Origin of the sequence: Nocardioides iriomotensis (genome assembly GCF_004168035.1) — a bacterium.
In the GTDB taxonomy this organism is placed as follows: Bacteria; Actinomycetota; Actinomycetes; order Propionibacteriales; family Nocardioidaceae; genus Nocardioides_B; species Nocardioides_B iriomotensis.
Map to the genome: position 1 here is coordinate 187,853 of NZ_SDPU01000023.1, position 15,551 is coordinate 203,403.

Here is a 15,551-nt window from a genome sequence, read left to right on the forward strand (position 1 = left end):
GGTGGTCACTCCTACCGTGGTCGTTGACCGAGTCAACTCATTCTCAGGGGGAGCCATGACCGGCTTGCTGATCGTCCTCGTCCTCGTCCTCGCCGTCGGAGCCGTCATCGGCCTCGTGCTGGCGCTGCGCACGGGCGGGGACAAACCGCGCTACGAACCGCTCGGCGCGCCGCCCGAGCCGCACACCGACCCGCTGATCCGCACCGAGAGCCGGCACCGCGACACCCCGGCCGGCGCCGACCTCGACGTGCCCGGCGGGCGCGACCACGGGGACCGCGAGGGCTGATCGTCCCGGCTCAGGGCACCACCACGCTGAACGAGACGTTGTTCGACAGCGTGTTGTTGCCGCCTGCGGCGAACGTGAAGGTACGGACGCCCACGTCGGTGCCCGCCGGGCACCCGAAGTCGTTCTCGACCCATTGGGCACTCAGGTTGTCGCCCGTGGACCCGATCCACTGCGGCGAGACGGCGACCGACGTCGTGGTGACGTCGATCGAGTCGATGACGTTGAGGCAGTAGATGCCCGTCGCGGGTCGCGAGATGGTCGTGAAGTTCTTGGTCCGGGCGGTCTCGTACGCCGCCCCTGTCGTGACGGTGGCGTAGGCGCGGGCCGTTCCGGCGGGCCCGGCAGGTCCGGCGGGACCCGTCTGGCCCTTGAGACGGGTCACGGCGTCGCTGTTCATGTCCTTGACCTTGATCGTGCCGTCCTTGACCTTCTTGCTCGTGACCGCCTGGTTCGCGATGTCACCCGTGTCGATCTTCCCGGCGGCGTAGCTCACCCCGCTGGTGGCCACGACGAGAGCGGCCACCGCGATGATCGCGGCGGGGGAGGGAAGCTTGATGCCCATGGTGGGCCCCCTGTCTCGGAAGGGCTTTCCCGCAACGTAGGTCGGCCGGTCGTGCGACGTCTGTGCCCCCAACGGGCCCCGGTCCGTGGCACGGACAGGTGTCTGTACCACCCTCCGATGTGCCTGGTCTCGACCACCGGTTTCCGAGGTCGACAGATGCGGCTGAGTCATCCGCGTAGGCTCGGCACATGAGTGTCCGTCGCGTGATGGGGACCGAGACCGAGTTCGGCATCTCGGTGCAAGGCCAGCCCACGGCCAACCCCATGGTCGCGTCGTCGCAGGTGGTCAACGCCTACGCCGGCTCGACGCTCAAAGCGCGCCGGGCGCGGTGGGACTTCGAGGAGGAGTCGCCGCTGCGCGACGCCCGCGGGTTCGACATGAGCCGCGAGGTCGCCGACCCGTCGCAGCTGACCGACGAGGACCTCGGGCTCGCGAACGTCATCCTCACCAACGGCGCCCGGCTGTACGTCGACCACGCCCACCCCGAGTACTCCACGCCCGAGTGCACCACCCCGCGCGACATCGTGCTCTGGGACAAGGCGGGGGAGCAGGTGATGCTCGACGCGAGCCGCTTTGCCGCCGCCGTCCCGGGCGCCCCCACACTGCTGCTCTACAAGAACAACACCGACAACAAGGGCGCGTCCTACGGCGCCCACGAGAACTACCTGATGCGGCGCAGCACGCCGTTCAGCGACATCGTCCGGCACCTGACCCCGTTCTTCGTCAGCCGGCAGGTGGTCTGCGGGGCCGGCCGGGTCGGCATCGGCCAGGACGGCCGCGAGCACGGCTTCCAGGTCAGCCAGCGCGCCGACTACTTCGAGGTCGAGGTCGGCCTCGAGACCACGTTGAAGCGGCCGATCATCAACACCCGCGACGAGCCGCACGCCGACCCGGAGAAGTACCGCCGGCTCCACGTCATCATCGGTGACGCGAACCTCGCCGAGGTGTCGACGTACCTCAAGGTCGGCACCACCGCCCTGGTGCTCGCGATGATCGAGGCCCGCTTCATCGACCGCGACCTGGGCGTCGACCAGCCGGTGCGCACGCTGCGGGCGGTGTCGCACGACCCGACGCTCAAGGAGCTGGTCACCCTCAACGACGGCCGCAAGCTGACCGCCGTGCAGCTGCAGATGGAGTACCTCGAGCTCGCGAAGAAGTTCGTCGAGGACCGGATGGGCTCCGACGTCGACGACCAGACCGCCGACGTCCTGGCTCGCTGGGAGTCCGTGCTGACCCGGCTGGAGACCGACCCGATGCAGTGCGCCCGCGAGCTCGACTGGGTGGCCAAGCTGCAGCTGCTCCAGCAGTACCGCGACCGCGACGGGCTCGCCTGGGACGACGCCAAGCTGCACCTCATCGACCTGCAGTACGCCGACGTCCGGCCCGACAAGGGCCTCTACCACCGGCTGGTCGGCCTGGGCCGGATCGAGCGGCTCCTCGCCGACGACGAGGTCGCCCGGGCGATGCACCACCCGCCCGAGGACACCCGGGCCTACTTCCGCGGCCGCTGCCTGGAGCAGTACGCCGACCGGATCGCCGCGGCCTCGTGGGACTCGGTGATCTTCGACCTGCCCGGCCGCGAGTCGCTGCAGCGAGTGCCGACCGTCGACCCGCTGCGCGGCAGCAAGGCGCACGTCGGCGAACTCCTCGACCGTTGTGACACCGCAGAGGCCTTGTTCGAGGCTCTGACTCGGTAGGGTCGTGATTGGCGGCCGGTCCGCACCTGCACCCGGCCGCCCGACAGCGAGGAGGCGCGGCTCATGGCACAAGAGCACAAGCAGACCAAGAAGTCCTCGGAGACCGAGGAAGCGACCGAGGTCGAGGCGAGCACCGACGTCGCCGAGCGCAAGGAGCAGCTCGACGAGGACATCGACGCGATCCTCGGCGAGATCGACGACGTGCTCGAGACCAACGCCGAGGACTTCGTGAAGTCGTTCATCCAGAAGGGCGGCGAGTGACCTCCCGATGACAGGTTCCTCGCACGGCCCGCGTCTCGACCCTGCCTTCCTGACGCCCGGCACCTCGTCCTTCGCCGAGTTCCTCTCCACCCAGGCGCCCGAGCTGCTGCCGCACCGACGGGCGCTGCCCGACGGGAGCGCCGCCGACCTCGCCCCGCACGGCACGACGATCGTCGCGGCGACGTTTCCCGGCGGCGTGGTGATGGCCGGGGACCGGCGCGCCACGATGGGCAACATCATCGCCCAGCGCGACATCGAGAAGGTCTTCCCCGCCGACGAGTACTCCTGCGTCGGCATCGCCGGCACCGCCGGCCTCGCGGTCGAGATGGTCCGGCTGTTCCAGACCGAGCTCGAGCACTACGAGAAGATCGAGGGCACCACGCTCTCGATGGACGGCAAGGCCAACCGCCTGGCGGCGCTGATCCGGGGCAACCTCGGGATGGCGATGCAGGGGCTGGCCGTCGTACCCCTCTTCGCCGGCTACGACCACACCCAGGAGCAGGGCCGGATCTTCTCCTACGACGTCACCGGCGGCCGCTACGAGGAGACGGCGTTCCACTCCGTCGGCTCCGGGTCGCTGTTCGCGCGCGGGTCGCTGAAGAAGCTGTACCGCGAGGACCTCGACGCCGAGGGCTGCACCACCGCGGTCGTCCAGGCGCTGTACGACGCCGCCGACGACGACTCCGCGACCGGCGGCCCCGACGTCACCCGCCGGATCTTCCCCGTGGTCGGCGTGATCACCGACGAGGGCTACCAGCGGCTCGGCGACACCGAGGTCGCGGGCATCGCCGACCGCGTGATCGCCGCCCGGATGAACCGCCCCGACGGTCCCGCCGCCGCCCTGACGTAACGGGTGATCGAGCTTGTCGAGATCACGCACTCCTGACCCGATCCCCGGGTGGTCGAGCTTGTCGAGACCACGCCCTCCTGACCACGAGGACCACTCATGAGCATGCCGTTCTACGTCTCGCCCGAGCAGCTGATGAAGGACCGGGCCGACTTCGCCCGCAAGGGCATCGCCCGCGGCCGGTCCGTCGCCGTCGTCCAGTACGCCGACGGCATCGTGTTCGTCTCGGAGAACCCGTCCCAGGCGCTCCACAAGGTCAGCGAGATCTACGACCGGATCGCGTTCGCCGCGGTCGGCCGCTACAACGAGTTCGAGAACCTCCGGATCGCCGGCGTCCGGCTCGCCGACATGCGCGGCTACGCCTACGACCGTCGCGACGTCACCGGCCGCGGCCTCGCCAACGCCTACGCTCAGACCCTGGGCACGATCTTCTCAAGCGGCGGCGAGAAGCCCTACGAGGTCGAGATCTTCGTCGCCGAGGTCGGCGACCGGGCCGCCGACGACCAGGTCTACCGGCTCACCTACGACGGCCAGGTGGCCGACGAGCACGACTACGCCGTGATGGGCGGGTCGGCCGAGCAGGCGGCGACGTACCTCAAGGAGCACTGGACCGAAGGTGCCGGCCTCGACGACAGCATCCGCCTCGCGGTCGTCGCGCTCGGCCAGGACGGCAACGGCGGCCGCACCATCAACGCCGGCGACCTCGAGGTGGCCATCCTCGACCGCACCCGCAGCCAGCAGCGGAAGTTCAAGCGGCTCACCGTCGCCCAGCTCCGGCGGATCCTGCCCGACGAGAACGGCGGGGGAGACGGCGGCACCGAGCCGGGTCCCGACGGCCCCGGTCACCCGTCGACCGACCCGTCCGGTCCGGACGACCCGGCCGACCCCACCGACACGATCACCCAGCAGCCGCCGCTGGAGGACCCGACGAGCGGCGAGCCGGAGCCGCCGATCGCGCCGCCGGTCAGCTGACTTCCCCAGGTGTCTGGACGCTTCCCCAGCGGCATGCGCCTTGTGAAGCGTCCATAACCCCGCGTGACAGCCACCCACCGCCTAGGGTGTTCGTGTGGACCGCCGGATCTTCGGGATCGAGAACGAGTACGGCGTCACCTGCACGTTCCGCGGGCAGAGGCGCCTCTCGCCGGACGAGGTTGCGCGCTACCTCTTCCGCAAGGTCGTGTCGTGGGGCCGCAGCAGCAACGTGTTCCTCCGCAACGGCGCCCGGCTGTACCTCGACGTCGGCAGCCACCCGGAGTACGCCACCCCCGAGTGCGACGACATCGTCGACCTCGTCACCCACGACAAGGCGGGGGAGCGGGTCCTCGAGGGGCTGCTGGTCGACGCCGAGCGGCGGCTGCACGACGAGGGCATCGCCGGCGACGTCTACCTGTTCAAGAACAACACCGACTCGGCCGGCAACTCCTACGGCTGCCACGAGAACTACCTCGTGGGCCGGCACGGCGAGTTCTCCAAGCTCGCCGACGTGCTGATCCCGTTCCTGGTGACCCGGCAGATCGTCGTCGGGGCCGGCAAGGTCATCCAGACCCCGCGCGGCGCGATGTACTCCGTCAGCCAGCGCGCCGAGCACATCTGGGAGGGCGTCAGCAGCGCGACCACGCGGTCCCGGCCGATCATCAACACCCGCGACGAGCCGCACGCCGACGCCGAGCGCTACCGCCGGCTGCACGTCATCGTGGGCGACTCCAACATGAGCGAGACCACGACGATGCTCAAGGTCGCCACGTGCGACCTGGTCCTCCGGATGATCGAGGAGGGCGTGGTGATGCGCGACCTCACGATGGAGAACCCCATCCGCGCGATCCGCGAGATCTCCCACGACATGACCGGTCGCCGCAAGGTCCGCCTCGCGAACGGCCGCGAGGCGTCCGCGCTGGACATCCAGCAGGAGTACCTCACCCGGGCCCGCGACTTCGTCGACCGCCGCCAGCTCGACACCCCGGTCATCGCGCGCACGCTCGACCTGTGGGAGCGCGGCCTCAAGGCCGTCGAGTCCGGCGACTTCGGCCTGGTCGAGCGCGAGATCGACTGGGTCATCAAGTGGAAGCTGATCGACCGCTACCGCGCCCAGCACGGCCTGCCGCTGAGCCACCCGCGCGTCGCCCAGCTCGACCTCGCCTACCACGACATCCACCGCGGCCGCGGGCTCTACTACCTGCTGGAGAAGCGTGGTGCGGTCGCGCGGGTCACCGACGACCTCCGCGTCTTCGAGGCCAAGTCCGTGCCCCCGCAGACCACCCGGGCGCGGCTGCGCGGCGAGTTCATCAAGCGCGCGCAGGAGCGCCGTCGTGACTTCACCGTCGACTGGGTGCACCTCAAGCTCAACGACCAGGCGCAGCGCACCGTGCTGTGCAAGGACCCGTTCCGGGCGCACGACGAGCGGGTGCACAAGCTGATCGAGGGGATGTAAGTCTCCTCACGCCTGCCGGGCGGCGTCTCGGTTCGGCGGCTTGGGAGCGTCCCGTTATCGTGACGGTGCCGGTTCTCACCGGTCTTCCCCCCGACCGTCCCCCTTTTCGAGGTGTTCCCCACGTGCGTCGTCTGATCGCGCTGTCCGTCGCGTCCCTGCTGCTGCTCGGCACCGCCGCCTGCGGCAACGACTCGGACGTCAGTACGTCGGAGGCGGACGGCGGCAGCATCCCCGGCCTGACCGTCAAGGGGGAGGTCGGCGACGGCGTCGACGTCACGATGGACGCCCCGCTGAAGAAGACCACCGACTCGCAGGTGATCACGGAGGGCGACGGCAACACGCTCGCCACCAGCGACTACTTCCTGCTGCACCTCTACATCGGCAACGCGACCAGCGGCAAGGACGCGATCAGCACCTACGACCAGGGCAACCCGATCCAGGTCCAGGCCAGCGAGAACCAGCTGTTCAAGGTTGTCCTCGACGCGATCGTCGGCCAGCCCCGCGGCTCCCGGGTCGCGGTCACGGCCCCGGTCAAGGAGGTCTGGGGCGCCCAGGGTGCGCCGCAGCTCGGCCTGAAGGCCTCCGACGAGGCGGTCTTCGTCGCCGACATCATCAGCGTCCAGCCCAAGGAGGTCATCGACGGCCCCTCGGGCGAGGAGGTCGACCCGCCGTCGGATGCCCCCACCGTCGAGGAGAAGGACGGCAAGGTCACCGGTCTGGACTGGTCCTCGGCCCCCAAGAAGGCGCCCAAGGACCTCACCGTGATCCCGCTGGTCGAGGGCGACGGGCCGGTCGCCGAGGCCGAGTCGATGGTGACCTTCAACTACTACGGCGCCGTGTGGGGCGAGGACAAGCCCTTCGACGAGTCCTACAGCCGCGAGCCGCGCCCGTTCGGTGTCGGCGTCGGTGGTCTGATCCCGGCCTGGGACAAGAAGATCCCCGACCTCAAGCGCGGCAGCCGGGTGCTGATCATCGCCCCCGCCGACGAGGCGTACGGCGACCGCGAGCAGCCGAACATCCCGGCCAACTCCACCCTCGCCTTCGTCGTCGACGTGCTCGGCGTGGACGAGTAATCGTCGGCAACGCGCTGAGGTAGGTTCTCCGCGTGACGGCCCGGAAGAGCGAGCGGCTCCTGAACCTGCTCATCACCCTGCTCGTCGCGCGCACCTACGTCGCCAAGGCCCGGATCCGCGAGGTCATCGAGGACTACCAGGACGCCAACGACGAGGCGTTCGAGAAGATGTTCGAGCGCGACAAGGAGGAGCTCCGGTCGCTCGGCATCCCGATCGAGGTCGGCCACGTCGACCGCGCCTTCGAGGACGAGCCGGGCTACCGGATCGAACGGTCCGCGTTCGAGCTGCCCGAGATCGACCTCGAGCCCGAGGAGGCCGCCGTCATCGGCCTGGCCGCCCGGGTCTGGCAGCACGCCGGGCTCGCCTCGGCCACCTCCGACGCGCTGGTCAAGCTCAAGGCGGCCGGCGTGAGCGTCGACCGGGCCGCGCTCGACATGGTGCAGCCGCAGCTGACCGCCGAGGAGCCGGCGTTCGAGCCGTTCTGGGAGGCCACCCGCACCCGCACCGCGGTGACCTTCGGCTACCGCCGCAACAACGAGGCCGAGGTCATCACCCGTCACCTGCAGCCCTGGGGCGTCGTCTCCTACCGCGGCCGCTGGTACGTCGTCGGCCACGACACGGACCGCGAGGCCACCCGGTTGTTCCGGCTCTCCCGCGTCGAGGGCCCGGTGACGCTGGCCCGCCGGCGCGGCACCTACGACGTGCCCGAAGGCACCGACCTGCGCGCGGTCACGTCCACGCTCGCCCCCGCCCGCGCCGACCGGACCGGCGTGGTGCTGGTCCGCCAGGGCGCCGGCTTCGGGCTGCGCCGGCACAGCGACCCGGTCGAGGGCGACGCCCCGGAGGGCTGGGACAGGCTGGCCGTGCGCTACGCCGCGGCCGGCTCGCTCGCCGACGAGATCCTCGGGTACGGCGCCGACGTGGTCGCGCTGGAGCCGCCCGAGGTGCACGGCGAGGTCGTCGCCCGGCTCCGCGCGCTGGCCGAGGTGGCGTCGTGATCACCCCACCCCGCTGGACCCTCCTGAGCCTGTCGAAGGGCTCGCTGCGCTCGCACCGCGTCGGGGGCCCCGAATGAGCGGAGCCCGCGACCAGGTCGGGCGGCTGCTCGCACTGGTGCCCTACATCCAGGCCCGCCAGGAGGTCCCGGTCGAGGAGGCCGCCCGCGAGTTCGGGGTGAAGCCCGCCCAGATCGTCAAGGACCTCAACGTCCTCTGGTTCTGCGGCCTGCCCGGTCTCGGAATGGGCGACCTGATCGACGTCGACATGGACGCCGTCCAGGGCGAGGGCGTCATCCGGGTCTCCAACGTCGACTACCTCCGGCGGCCGCTGCGCCTCGAGAGCTCCGAGGCCGCGGCGCTGATCGTCGCGCTCCGGGCGCTGCGCGACAGCAGCCCGACCGACGTACGCCCGATCGTGGACCGCACCCTCGCCAAGCTCGAGGTCGCCGCCGGCGACGCCGCGTCGGCCGCGGCCCAGGTCGAGGTCCGCACCACCGCCCGCGACGTGGCGCTCGGCCCGCTGCGCACGCGTCTCGCCGACGCGGTGAGCGCCGGCCGGCAGGTCCGGATCGACTACTACGTCCCGGCCCGCGACGAGTCCACCGCCCGGGTCGTCGACCCGATGCGTCTGGTCACGGCGCAGGGCAACGACTACCTCGAGGCCTGGTGCCACCTGGCCGAGGACCAGCGGCTGTTCCGGCTCGACCGCATCTCCCAGGCCGACGTGCTGGACACGCCGGTCGACGACCACGGCGACGTCGCCCCCCGCGACCTCGCCGAGGGCATCTTCCGGCCGTCCGAGCACGACCCGTACGTCGACCTGCTGCTCGAGCCCTACGCGCGCTGGGTCGCGGAGTACTACCCGCCCGAGTCCAGCGAGGAGCTGCCCGGCGGAAGGCTCCGGATGCGGCTGCGGGCCGGCGACGAGGCGTGGCTGGTCCGGCTGCTGATGCGGCTCGGCAGCGAGGTCACCGTGGAGGGGCCACCCGAGATCTCACGGGCCGTTCACCGAGCCGCCACCGCCGCCCTCGCGAACTACATGTGATCGACTGCGTACGATGGGACGTAGTCGCACGACCCGTGTCTGAGAGGACGTCATGAACATCGGTCCCCCCGAGATCATCCTGATCCTGCTTGTCGTCGTGCTGCTGTTCGGCGCGAAGAAGCTCCCCGAGCTCGCACGGGGCAGCGGCCGCGCACTCCGGATCTTCAAGGCCGAGACCAAGGGCCTGATGGACGACGACGACGAGTCCACCAAGACCGAGGCTCAGCGGTCCATCGACGCGCAGCGCTCCACCCCGCCGGCCACCCCGGTCGACGAGACGACGCAGAGCCACGACACCGTCGAGGAGCAGCACCGCCCCGACACCAGCCGCTGACGCGGCTCGACGTACCGCCTCCGAACGGCTGACGAACGATGTCGATCGCCGGTGCCCTGCGCCTGTTCCGGGTCAGGCCCCACAATCCGGTGGGTCCCGAGGGCCAGATGGCCCTGGCCGACCACCTGCGGGAGCTGCGCGCCCGGATGCTGATCATCGCGACCACGCTGGTGGTCGGCATCGTCGTGGCCTGGTTCTTCTACGAGCAGACCTTCGGCCTGCTGCTGCACCCCTACGAAGCCGCCCGGGAGACCTTGGAGGCCCGTGGCGTCGAGACCCAGCCGGTCATCTCCGGCGTGGCGACGTCGCTGCTGCTGCAGCTGAAGATCAGCGCCCTGGCCGCCGTGATCGTCACCTGCCCGATCTGGCTGTACCAGATCTGGGCGTTCATCGTCCCCGGCCTGCACCCGCACGAGCGCCGGTCGACCAAGATGTTCGCGGTCATCGCCGGGCCGCTGTTCGTCGCCGGGGTCGGCGTCGCCTACTACGTGCTCCCCAAGGGCATGGAGGTGCTGATCGGGTTCACCCCGGCCGACATCCAGAGCCTCATCGAGTTCGACAAGTACCTCAGCTTCCTGATCCGGATGATGCTGGTCTTCGGGGTCGCGTTCGAGATCCCGCTGTTCGTGGTGATGCTCAACCTGGCCGGGATCGTCTCCGGGCGCACGCTCGGTGCCTACCGCCCGTGGATCGTGCTCGGCACGTTCGTGTTCGCGGCGGTGGCCACGCCGTCGACCGACCCGTTCTCGATGATCTTCCTCGCGGTCCCGATGTCGGTGCTGTTCCTGCTCTCCGAGCTGGTCGCCCGGGGCGTCGACCGGCGCCGCGCGAGGTCCGGCGGCCGGCTGGCGATGCTCGACGACGACGAGCGTTCCGAGCTCGACGACGAGGTCGAGGACGTCCGACGCTCCGACCTGGACGAGGACGACTGAGGATGAGCCTGCCTCCTCCTCGCGTCGAGCCGGTCGACGCCTTCGACCTGCCCGAGTGGCTCGGCACGGCCGACGTGACCTGGACCGCCACCGCCAGCGTGCACGGCGGTCACCTCGTCCCCGGTGAGCTGTCGGGCGACGACGGGGGGACGCCGCTGCCGTGCGACCTGCTCGGCGCCGACCAGGCCTTCCCGCAGCCCGTCCTCGACGACGAGTGGCGCCGCCGGGTGCACCAGGCCTGGACCCACGGCCAGGTCCTGCTCGTGGAGTACGACGACCGCCTGACCCTGGCCGTACCCGGCACGACGTTCACCGCCGACCGTGCCCTCGAGGCGATCGGCCGGCTCGCCAAGGCCGTCGGCGTCAAGCCCGGCCGGTTCGTGGCCGCGCTCCGCCTCTGAACCGACCTAGGCGCGGCGCTCCAGCAGGTCGTCGAGGATCTCGCCGATCCGCGCCCACAGCGACAGGTGACCCATGCCCTCGTCGAGGTGCACCGTCGCGCCGGACACGTTCGCGGCCAGCCACTTGCCGTGCGCGAAAGGCACCATCCGGTCCTGCGCGCCCTGCCAGACCGACACCGGCACGGTGATCTCGTCGAGCGGGAAGCCCCAGTCGCGGGTGAACGCCAGGTCGTCGTCGCGCCAGCCGTCGACGCCGTTCTCGACGGCCCGGCGGAACACCTTCAGCGTGCGCTCGGCGTGCTCGCCCGTCGCGTAGGCCTTGTCCACCTCGGAGACCAGCCCGCCGAGCGCGTCGGCGATCTGGTCGGCGGTGACGGAGGTCAGCGACGCCGCTTCCTTCTCGAGGTAGGGCACCAGCTTGTCGGGGCCGTCCAGGGCGGCGCCGAACTCCACGTGGTTCTCCGGGCCCATCCCGTCGAGGAAGTCCAGGCCCTTCGCGCCCCACGGGGCCACACCGGCGCCGGTCACCGCGCCCCGGCAGCGCCCGGGCAGGCGTGCGGCGCAGGCCAGCGAGTGCGGCCCGCCGCCGGACCAGCCGACCGTCACGAAGTCGTCGTGGCCGAGGTGGTCGAGGAGGGCGGTCACGTCGTCCGTGATGTCGGCGACCGTCCGGCCGGGACGCGGCGACGACCCGCCGTACCCGGCGCGGGTGTACTGGATCAGCGCGAGCCCGCGCTGCTTCGCGGCGTCGGCGTACTTCGGGAACGGCACGCTCGCGCCCGGCGTGCCGTGGTGGTGGACGAGCGGGTAGCCGTCGGGGTCGCCCTCGACGAGGTACTCGAACGTCCGCCCGTCGGGGAGCGTCATCGTCTGGAGCAGGCCGGTCTGGTCGGTCATGGGATCCCCTCGTCGTCGCCGGGTGTCGCCGGGTCGTGGCGTCGCCGAACATACCCGTCCCCTCCGCGTATCCTCCGGAGCGTGTCCCGAACCATCGCGCTCCTGACGAACCCGACGTCGGGGAAGGGGCGGGGGTCGCGCACCGCGGCGATCGCGCTGCCGCGGCTCCGTGACGCGGGGTTCCGGGTCCTCGAGATGACCGGGCGTGACGCGGACGAGGCGCTCGACCTGGCCTGCCGGGTCGTCGCCGACGGCGTGGAGAGCCTGGTCGTCGTCGGCGGCGACGGGATGGTCCACGTCGGCGTCCAGGCGGTGGCCGGGACCGGCACCAACCTGGGAATCATCCCGTGCGGCACCGGCAACGACGTGGCGCGTTACCTCGACATCCCGCGCACCGACCCGCAGCTCGCCGCCGACGTCGTGGTGGGCTCGCGGGTGCGCACCATCGACCTGGCCAAGGCCGGGCCGACCTACTTCACGACGGTGCTGGCCTCGGGGTTCGACTCCAAGGTCAACGAGCGCGCCAACGCGATGACCTGGCCGCGGGGCCAGATGCGCTACAACCTGGCCACGCTGGCGGAGCTGCGGGTCTTCGAGCCGCTGCCCTACGTGCTCGACCTGGACGGCACCGAGCGGCGGGTCGACGCGATGCTGGTGGCGGTCGGCAACGGCGAGTCGTTCGGTGGCGGGCTGCGGATCACGCACGGCGCCTTGCTCGACGACGGCATGCTGGACGTGGTGATCGTGAAACCGATGAGCAAGCCCCGCCTGCTGCGGGTCTACCCGATGCTGTTCTCCGGCAAGCACGTCGGGATCCCGGAGTACGAGCACCACCGGGTCCGCTCGGTCACCGTCGCCGCGCCCGGCATCGTCGCGTACGCCGACGGCGAGCGGCTCGGCCCGCTGCCGCTGACCGTCGACGTCGCCCCGGGCGCCCTGCGGGTGCTGGTGCCCTGATGGCCGGCCCGACATCGCCCTCGGAGAGGTACGCCGCCTTCCGGCGCGGCCAGGAGACACCGGCGTTCACGGAGTTCGCCCGGCTCTACGACTTCCCGCTCGACGAGTTCCAGGTGCGGGCCTGCCACGAGCTCGAGGCCGGCAACGGCGTGCTCGTCGCGGCCCCGACGGGGTCCGGCAAGACACTGGTCGGCGAGTTCGCGGTCCACCTCGCCCTGGCCCAGGGCCGCAAGTGCTTCTACACGACCCCGATCAAGGCGCTGTCCAACCAGAAGTACAACGACCTCGTCCGCCGGTACGGCGCCGACAAGGTCGGCCTGCTCACCGGCGACAACACCGTCAACGGCGAGGCGCCGGTGGTCGTGATGACCACCGAGGTGCTGCGCAACATGCTCTACGCCGGCTCGCGCACCCTCGACGGGCTCGGCTACGTGGTGATGGACGAGGTGCACTACCTCGCCGACCGGTTCCGTGGCGCGGTCTGGGAGGAGGTCATCATCCACCTGCCCGAGTCGGTGGCGCTGGTGTCGCTGTCGGCGACCGTGTCCAACGCCGAGGAGTTCGGCGAGTGGCTCGAGACCGTCCGCGGCGCGACGACCACCATCGTCGAGGAACGCCGGCCGGTGCCGCTCTACCAGCACGTGATGGTCGGGCGCCGGATGTACGACCTGTTCGCCGACGACACGAGCGGCGGCGGCAGCCTCGGTGGCCCCGACGCCAAGGTCAATCCCGAGCTGTTCCGGGTCGCGCGCGACGACTGGCGGGCCGGCCGCGCCGGCGACCGGCGACGCGGCAAGCAGGGCAAGGGCGGACGCGGCGGGCGCGACGGACAGGGCGGCAACCGGTCGCGGCGCCCGTACCTGCCCAGCCGCTACGACGTCGTGGAGAAGCTCGACGCGCAGGGGCTGCTCCCCGCGATCGTGTTCATCTTCAGCCGGGTCGGCTGCGACGCCGCGGTGCAGCAGTGCCTCAACGCGAACCTCCGGCTGACCAGCCCCGCGGAGCGCGACGAGATCTTCCGGTTCGTCGAGGACCGCTGCCGCGACATCCCCGAGGAGGACCTGCACGTCCTCGGCTACCACGACTTCGTCGACGGCCTGTCCCGCGGCATCGCCGCGCACCACGCCGGCATGCTGCCGCGGTTCAAGGAGTGCGTGGAGGAGCTGTTCGCGACCGGCCGCTGCAAGGTCGTCTTCGCCACCGAGACGCTGGCGCTCGGCATCAACATGCCGGCCCGCAGCGTCGTGCTGGAGAAGCTGTCGAAGTGGAACGGCGAGACGCACGCCGACATCACGCCGGGGGAGTACACCCAGCTCACCGGCCGCGCCGGCCGCCGCGGCATCGACGTCGAGGGCCACGGCGTCGTGCTCTGGCAGCCCGGCCTCGAGCCCAAGTCGGTCGCCGGCCTCGCCTCGACGCGCACCTACCCGCTCAAGTCGTCGTTCCGCCCGTCGTACAACATGGCCGTCAACCTCGTGCACCAGGTCGGCCGCGCCACCGCCCGCGAGCTGCTGGAGTCGTCGTTCGCGCAGTTCCAGGCCGACAAGGCCGTCGTCGGGCTGGCCCGGCAGCTGCGGAAGGCCGAGGAGGCGCTGGCCGGGTACGCCGAGGCCGCCACCTGCGACAAGGGCGACTTCATGGAGTACGCCGGGCTCCGGAGGCGGCTGTCCCAGATCGAGTCCGAGATGGCCAAGGCGCGGCGGGCGGACCGTCGCGAGGAGGTGGTCACGTCGCTGGAGGAGCTGCGGCCGGGCGACGTGATCGAGGTGCCCGCCGGTCGGTTCTCCGGAATGGCCGTGGTGATCGACCCGGGCGTGCGCTCCGACCGCGACGGCCCGCGGCCCTACGTGCTGACCGCCGACCGGCACGCCCGGCGGCTCTCGCTGGCGGACTTCCCCGTCCCGGTGGCGGCGTTCACCCGGCTGCGGATCCCCAAGTCCTTCAACGGCCGCAACCCGCAGGCCCGCCGTGACCTCGCCTCGACGCTGCGGCAGCGCACGCACGGCCTCACCCCGCCTCCGGGCGGCACGTCGGGAGGGTCGCGCGGACGGGGCCGCGGGCCGGAGCAGGCGACCGAGAAGGAGGTCCCGCGCATCCGCGAGCAGCTGCGCGCCCACCCCTGCCACGCCTGCCCCGATCGCGAGGACCACGCCCGCTGGGCCGAGCGGCACGCCAAGCTCGACCGCGACACCAACACGCTGCGGCGCCGGATCGAGCAGCGCACCAACACCATCGCCCGGCAGTTCGACCGGGTGTGCGAGGTGCTGACCGACCTCGGCTACCTCGACGGCGACACCGTCACCGAGGCCGGCGCCCGGCTGCGTCGCATCTACACCGACATGGACCTCGTCGCCGCCGAGTGCCTGCGCAACGGGCTGTGGGACGACCTCGGGCCCAGCGGCCTGGCGGCCGCCCTGTCGGCCCTGGTGTTCGAGGCCCGGCGCCCGGACGACGCCCAGCAGCCGCGGATCCCCGGCGGCCCGGTCAAGCAGGTCCTGGCCGACACGGTGTCGGTGTGGGCCGACCTCGACGCGCTCGAGCGCGAGCACAAGCTCGACTTCCTGCGCGAGCCCGACCTGGGCTTCGCGTGGGCGGCGTACCGCTGGGCCGAGGGCGCCCTGCTCGACGAGGTGCTCAAGGAGACCGACCTCGCGGCGGGCGACTTCGTCCGCTGGATGAAGCAGCTGCTCGACCTCACCGACCAGGTCGCGGACGCCGCCGGGGACAGCGCGCTCCGGAAGACCGCGCGGGCCTCCGCGGCGGCGCTGCGGCGGGGTGTGGTGGCCTACTCGATGCTCGCCGACTGACCGCTCAGCGGACGCTTTCAGGCGGT

At 71.3% G+C, this 15,551-nt stretch carries 16 protein-coding genes; 14 read left to right on the forward strand and 2 right to left on the reverse strand.

What is annotated here, in order from left to right; translation table 11 throughout:
• Positions 1-55 precede the first annotated feature (55 nt).
• On the forward strand, positions 56-286 hold the full coding sequence (locus tag ETU37_RS13380) for a hypothetical protein (RefSeq protein WP_129987828.1): 231 nt from the start codon (positions 56-58) through the stop codon (positions 284-286).
• A 10-nt stretch (positions 287-296) separates the two neighbouring features.
• Here ETU37_RS13380 and ETU37_RS13385 read toward each other — a convergent pair whose 3' ends face one another.
• Complete coding sequence (locus ETU37_RS13385; RefSeq protein WP_129987829.1) at positions 297-848, reverse strand: hypothetical protein; 552 nt, start codon at positions 846-848, stop codon at positions 297-299.
• A 188-nt stretch (positions 849-1,036) separates the two neighbouring features.
• On the opposite strand from ETU37_RS13385, the gene dop reads away from it, so the two are divergent.
• From dop to ETU37_RS13440, 11 genes are all read left to right on the forward strand, one after another.
• Positions 1,037-2,545: a depupylase/deamidase Dop gene (gene dop, locus ETU37_RS13390; RefSeq protein ID WP_129987830.1), complete on the forward strand. Its 1,509-nt coding sequence runs from the start codon at positions 1,037-1,039 to the stop codon at positions 2,543-2,545.
• Positions 2,546-2,608: 63 nt separating this feature from the next.
• Positions 2,609-2,806, forward strand: a complete 198-nt coding sequence (locus tag ETU37_RS13395; RefSeq protein WP_129987831.1) for a ubiquitin-like protein Pup — start codon at positions 2,609-2,611, stop codon at positions 2,804-2,806.
• A gap of 7 nt (positions 2,807-2,813) precedes the next feature.
• On the forward strand, positions 2,814-3,656 hold the full coding sequence (gene prcB / locus ETU37_RS13400) for a proteasome subunit beta (RefSeq protein ID WP_129987832.1): 843 nt from the start codon (positions 2,814-2,816) through the stop codon (positions 3,654-3,656).
• 96 nt (positions 3,657-3,752) lie between these two features.
• Complete coding sequence (gene prcA, locus ETU37_RS13405; RefSeq protein WP_129987833.1) at positions 3,753-4,625, forward strand: proteasome subunit alpha; 873 nt, start codon at positions 3,753-3,755, stop codon at positions 4,623-4,625.
• A gap of 94 nt (positions 4,626-4,719) precedes the next feature.
• Positions 4,720-6,081: a Pup--protein ligase gene (gene pafA, locus ETU37_RS13410; protein WP_129987834.1), complete on the forward strand. Its 1,362-nt coding sequence runs from the start codon at positions 4,720-4,722 to the stop codon at positions 6,079-6,081.
• A 122-nt stretch (positions 6,082-6,203) separates the two neighbouring features.
• Positions 6,204-7,154 (forward strand): FKBP-type peptidyl-prolyl cis-trans isomerase, encoded by a 951-nt coding sequence (locus ETU37_RS13415; RefSeq protein ID WP_129987835.1) that lies wholly within the window; start codon positions 6,204-6,206, stop codon positions 7,152-7,154.
• A 32-nt stretch (positions 7,155-7,186) separates the two neighbouring features.
• Positions 7,187-8,152 (forward strand): helix-turn-helix transcriptional regulator, encoded by a 966-nt coding sequence (locus ETU37_RS13420; RefSeq protein ID WP_129987836.1) that lies wholly within the window; start codon positions 7,187-7,189, stop codon positions 8,150-8,152.
• A 73-nt stretch (positions 8,153-8,225) separates the two neighbouring features.
• Entirely contained in the window at positions 8,226-9,197 is a 972-nt protein-coding gene (locus ETU37_RS13425) for a helix-turn-helix transcriptional regulator (protein WP_129987837.1), read from the forward strand.
• 52 nt (positions 9,198-9,249) lie between these two features.
• Positions 9,250-9,531 carry a Sec-independent protein translocase subunit TatA gene (gene tatA, locus ETU37_RS13430; protein ID WP_129987838.1) on the forward strand — a complete coding sequence of 94 codons (282 nt, stop codon included), beginning with the start codon at positions 9,250-9,252 and terminating at the stop codon, positions 9,529-9,531.
• Positions 9,532-9,620: 89 nt separating this feature from the next.
• Complete coding sequence (gene tatC, locus ETU37_RS13435) at positions 9,621-10,463, forward strand: twin-arginine translocase subunit TatC (protein ID WP_240755717.1); 843 nt, start codon at positions 9,621-9,623, stop codon at positions 10,461-10,463.
• A 2-nt stretch (positions 10,464-10,465) separates the two neighbouring features.
• Entirely contained in the window at positions 10,466-10,864 is a 399-nt protein-coding gene (locus tag ETU37_RS13440) for a hypothetical protein (protein WP_129987840.1), read from the forward strand.
• A 6-nt stretch (positions 10,865-10,870) separates the two neighbouring features.
• On the opposite strand, the gene ETU37_RS13445 is transcribed toward ETU37_RS13440, so the two are convergent.
• Complete coding sequence (locus tag ETU37_RS13445; RefSeq protein WP_129987841.1) at positions 10,871-11,761, reverse strand: alpha/beta fold hydrolase; 891 nt, start codon at positions 11,759-11,761, stop codon at positions 10,871-10,873.
• An 81-nt stretch (positions 11,762-11,842) separates the two neighbouring features.
• On the opposite strand from ETU37_RS13445, the gene ETU37_RS13450 reads away from it, so the two are divergent.
• Positions 11,843-12,718: a diacylglycerol kinase gene (locus ETU37_RS13450; RefSeq protein ID WP_129987842.1), complete on the forward strand. Its 876-nt coding sequence runs from the start codon at positions 11,843-11,845 to the stop codon at positions 12,716-12,718.
• A complete protein-coding gene (locus ETU37_RS13455) occupies positions 12,718-15,525 on the forward strand; it encodes a DEAD/DEAH box helicase (protein WP_129987843.1) in 2,808 nt (935 codons plus the stop codon). The genes ETU37_RS13450 and ETU37_RS13455 overlap by 1 nt, the downstream gene beginning before the upstream one ends.
• Positions 15,526-15,551 lie beyond the last annotated feature (26 nt).

What these genes read in the sequence shown, in the direction of transcription:
- ETU37_RS13380 (WP_129987828.1), top strand. Translation starts at nt 56, where the DNA reads ATGACCGGCTTGCTGATCGTCCTCGTCCTCGTCCTCGCCGTCGGAGCC.
- ETU37_RS13385 (WP_129987829.1), bottom strand. Translation starts at nt 848, where the DNA reads ATGGGCATCAAGCTTCCCTCCCCCGCCGCGATCATCGCGGTGGCCGCT.
- dop (WP_129987830.1), top strand. Translation starts at nt 1,037, where the DNA reads ATGAGTGTCCGTCGCGTGATGGGGACCGAGACCGAGTTCGGCATCTCG.
- ETU37_RS13395 (WP_129987831.1), top strand. Translation starts at nt 2,609, where the DNA reads ATGGCACAAGAGCACAAGCAGACCAAGAAGTCCTCGGAGACCGAGGAA.
- prcB (WP_129987832.1), top strand. Translation starts at nt 2,814, where the DNA reads ATGACAGGTTCCTCGCACGGCCCGCGTCTCGACCCTGCCTTCCTGACG.
- prcA (WP_129987833.1), top strand. Translation starts at nt 3,753, where the DNA reads ATGAGCATGCCGTTCTACGTCTCGCCCGAGCAGCTGATGAAGGACCGG.
- ETU37_RS13425 (WP_129987837.1), top strand. Translation starts at nt 8,226, where the DNA reads ATGAGCGGAGCCCGCGACCAGGTCGGGCGGCTGCTCGCACTGGTGCCC.
- tatA (WP_129987838.1), top strand. Translation starts at nt 9,250, where the DNA reads ATGAACATCGGTCCCCCCGAGATCATCCTGATCCTGCTTGTCGTCGTG.
- ETU37_RS13440 (WP_129987840.1), top strand. Translation starts at nt 10,466, where the DNA reads ATGAGCCTGCCTCCTCCTCGCGTCGAGCCGGTCGACGCCTTCGACCTG.
- ETU37_RS13445 (WP_129987841.1), bottom strand. Translation starts at nt 11,761, where the DNA reads ATGACCGACCAGACCGGCCTGCTCCAGACGATGACGCTCCCCGACGGG.
- ETU37_RS13455 (WP_129987843.1), top strand. Translation starts at nt 12,718, where the DNA reads ATGGCCGGCCCGACATCGCCCTCGGAGAGGTACGCCGCCTTCCGGCGC.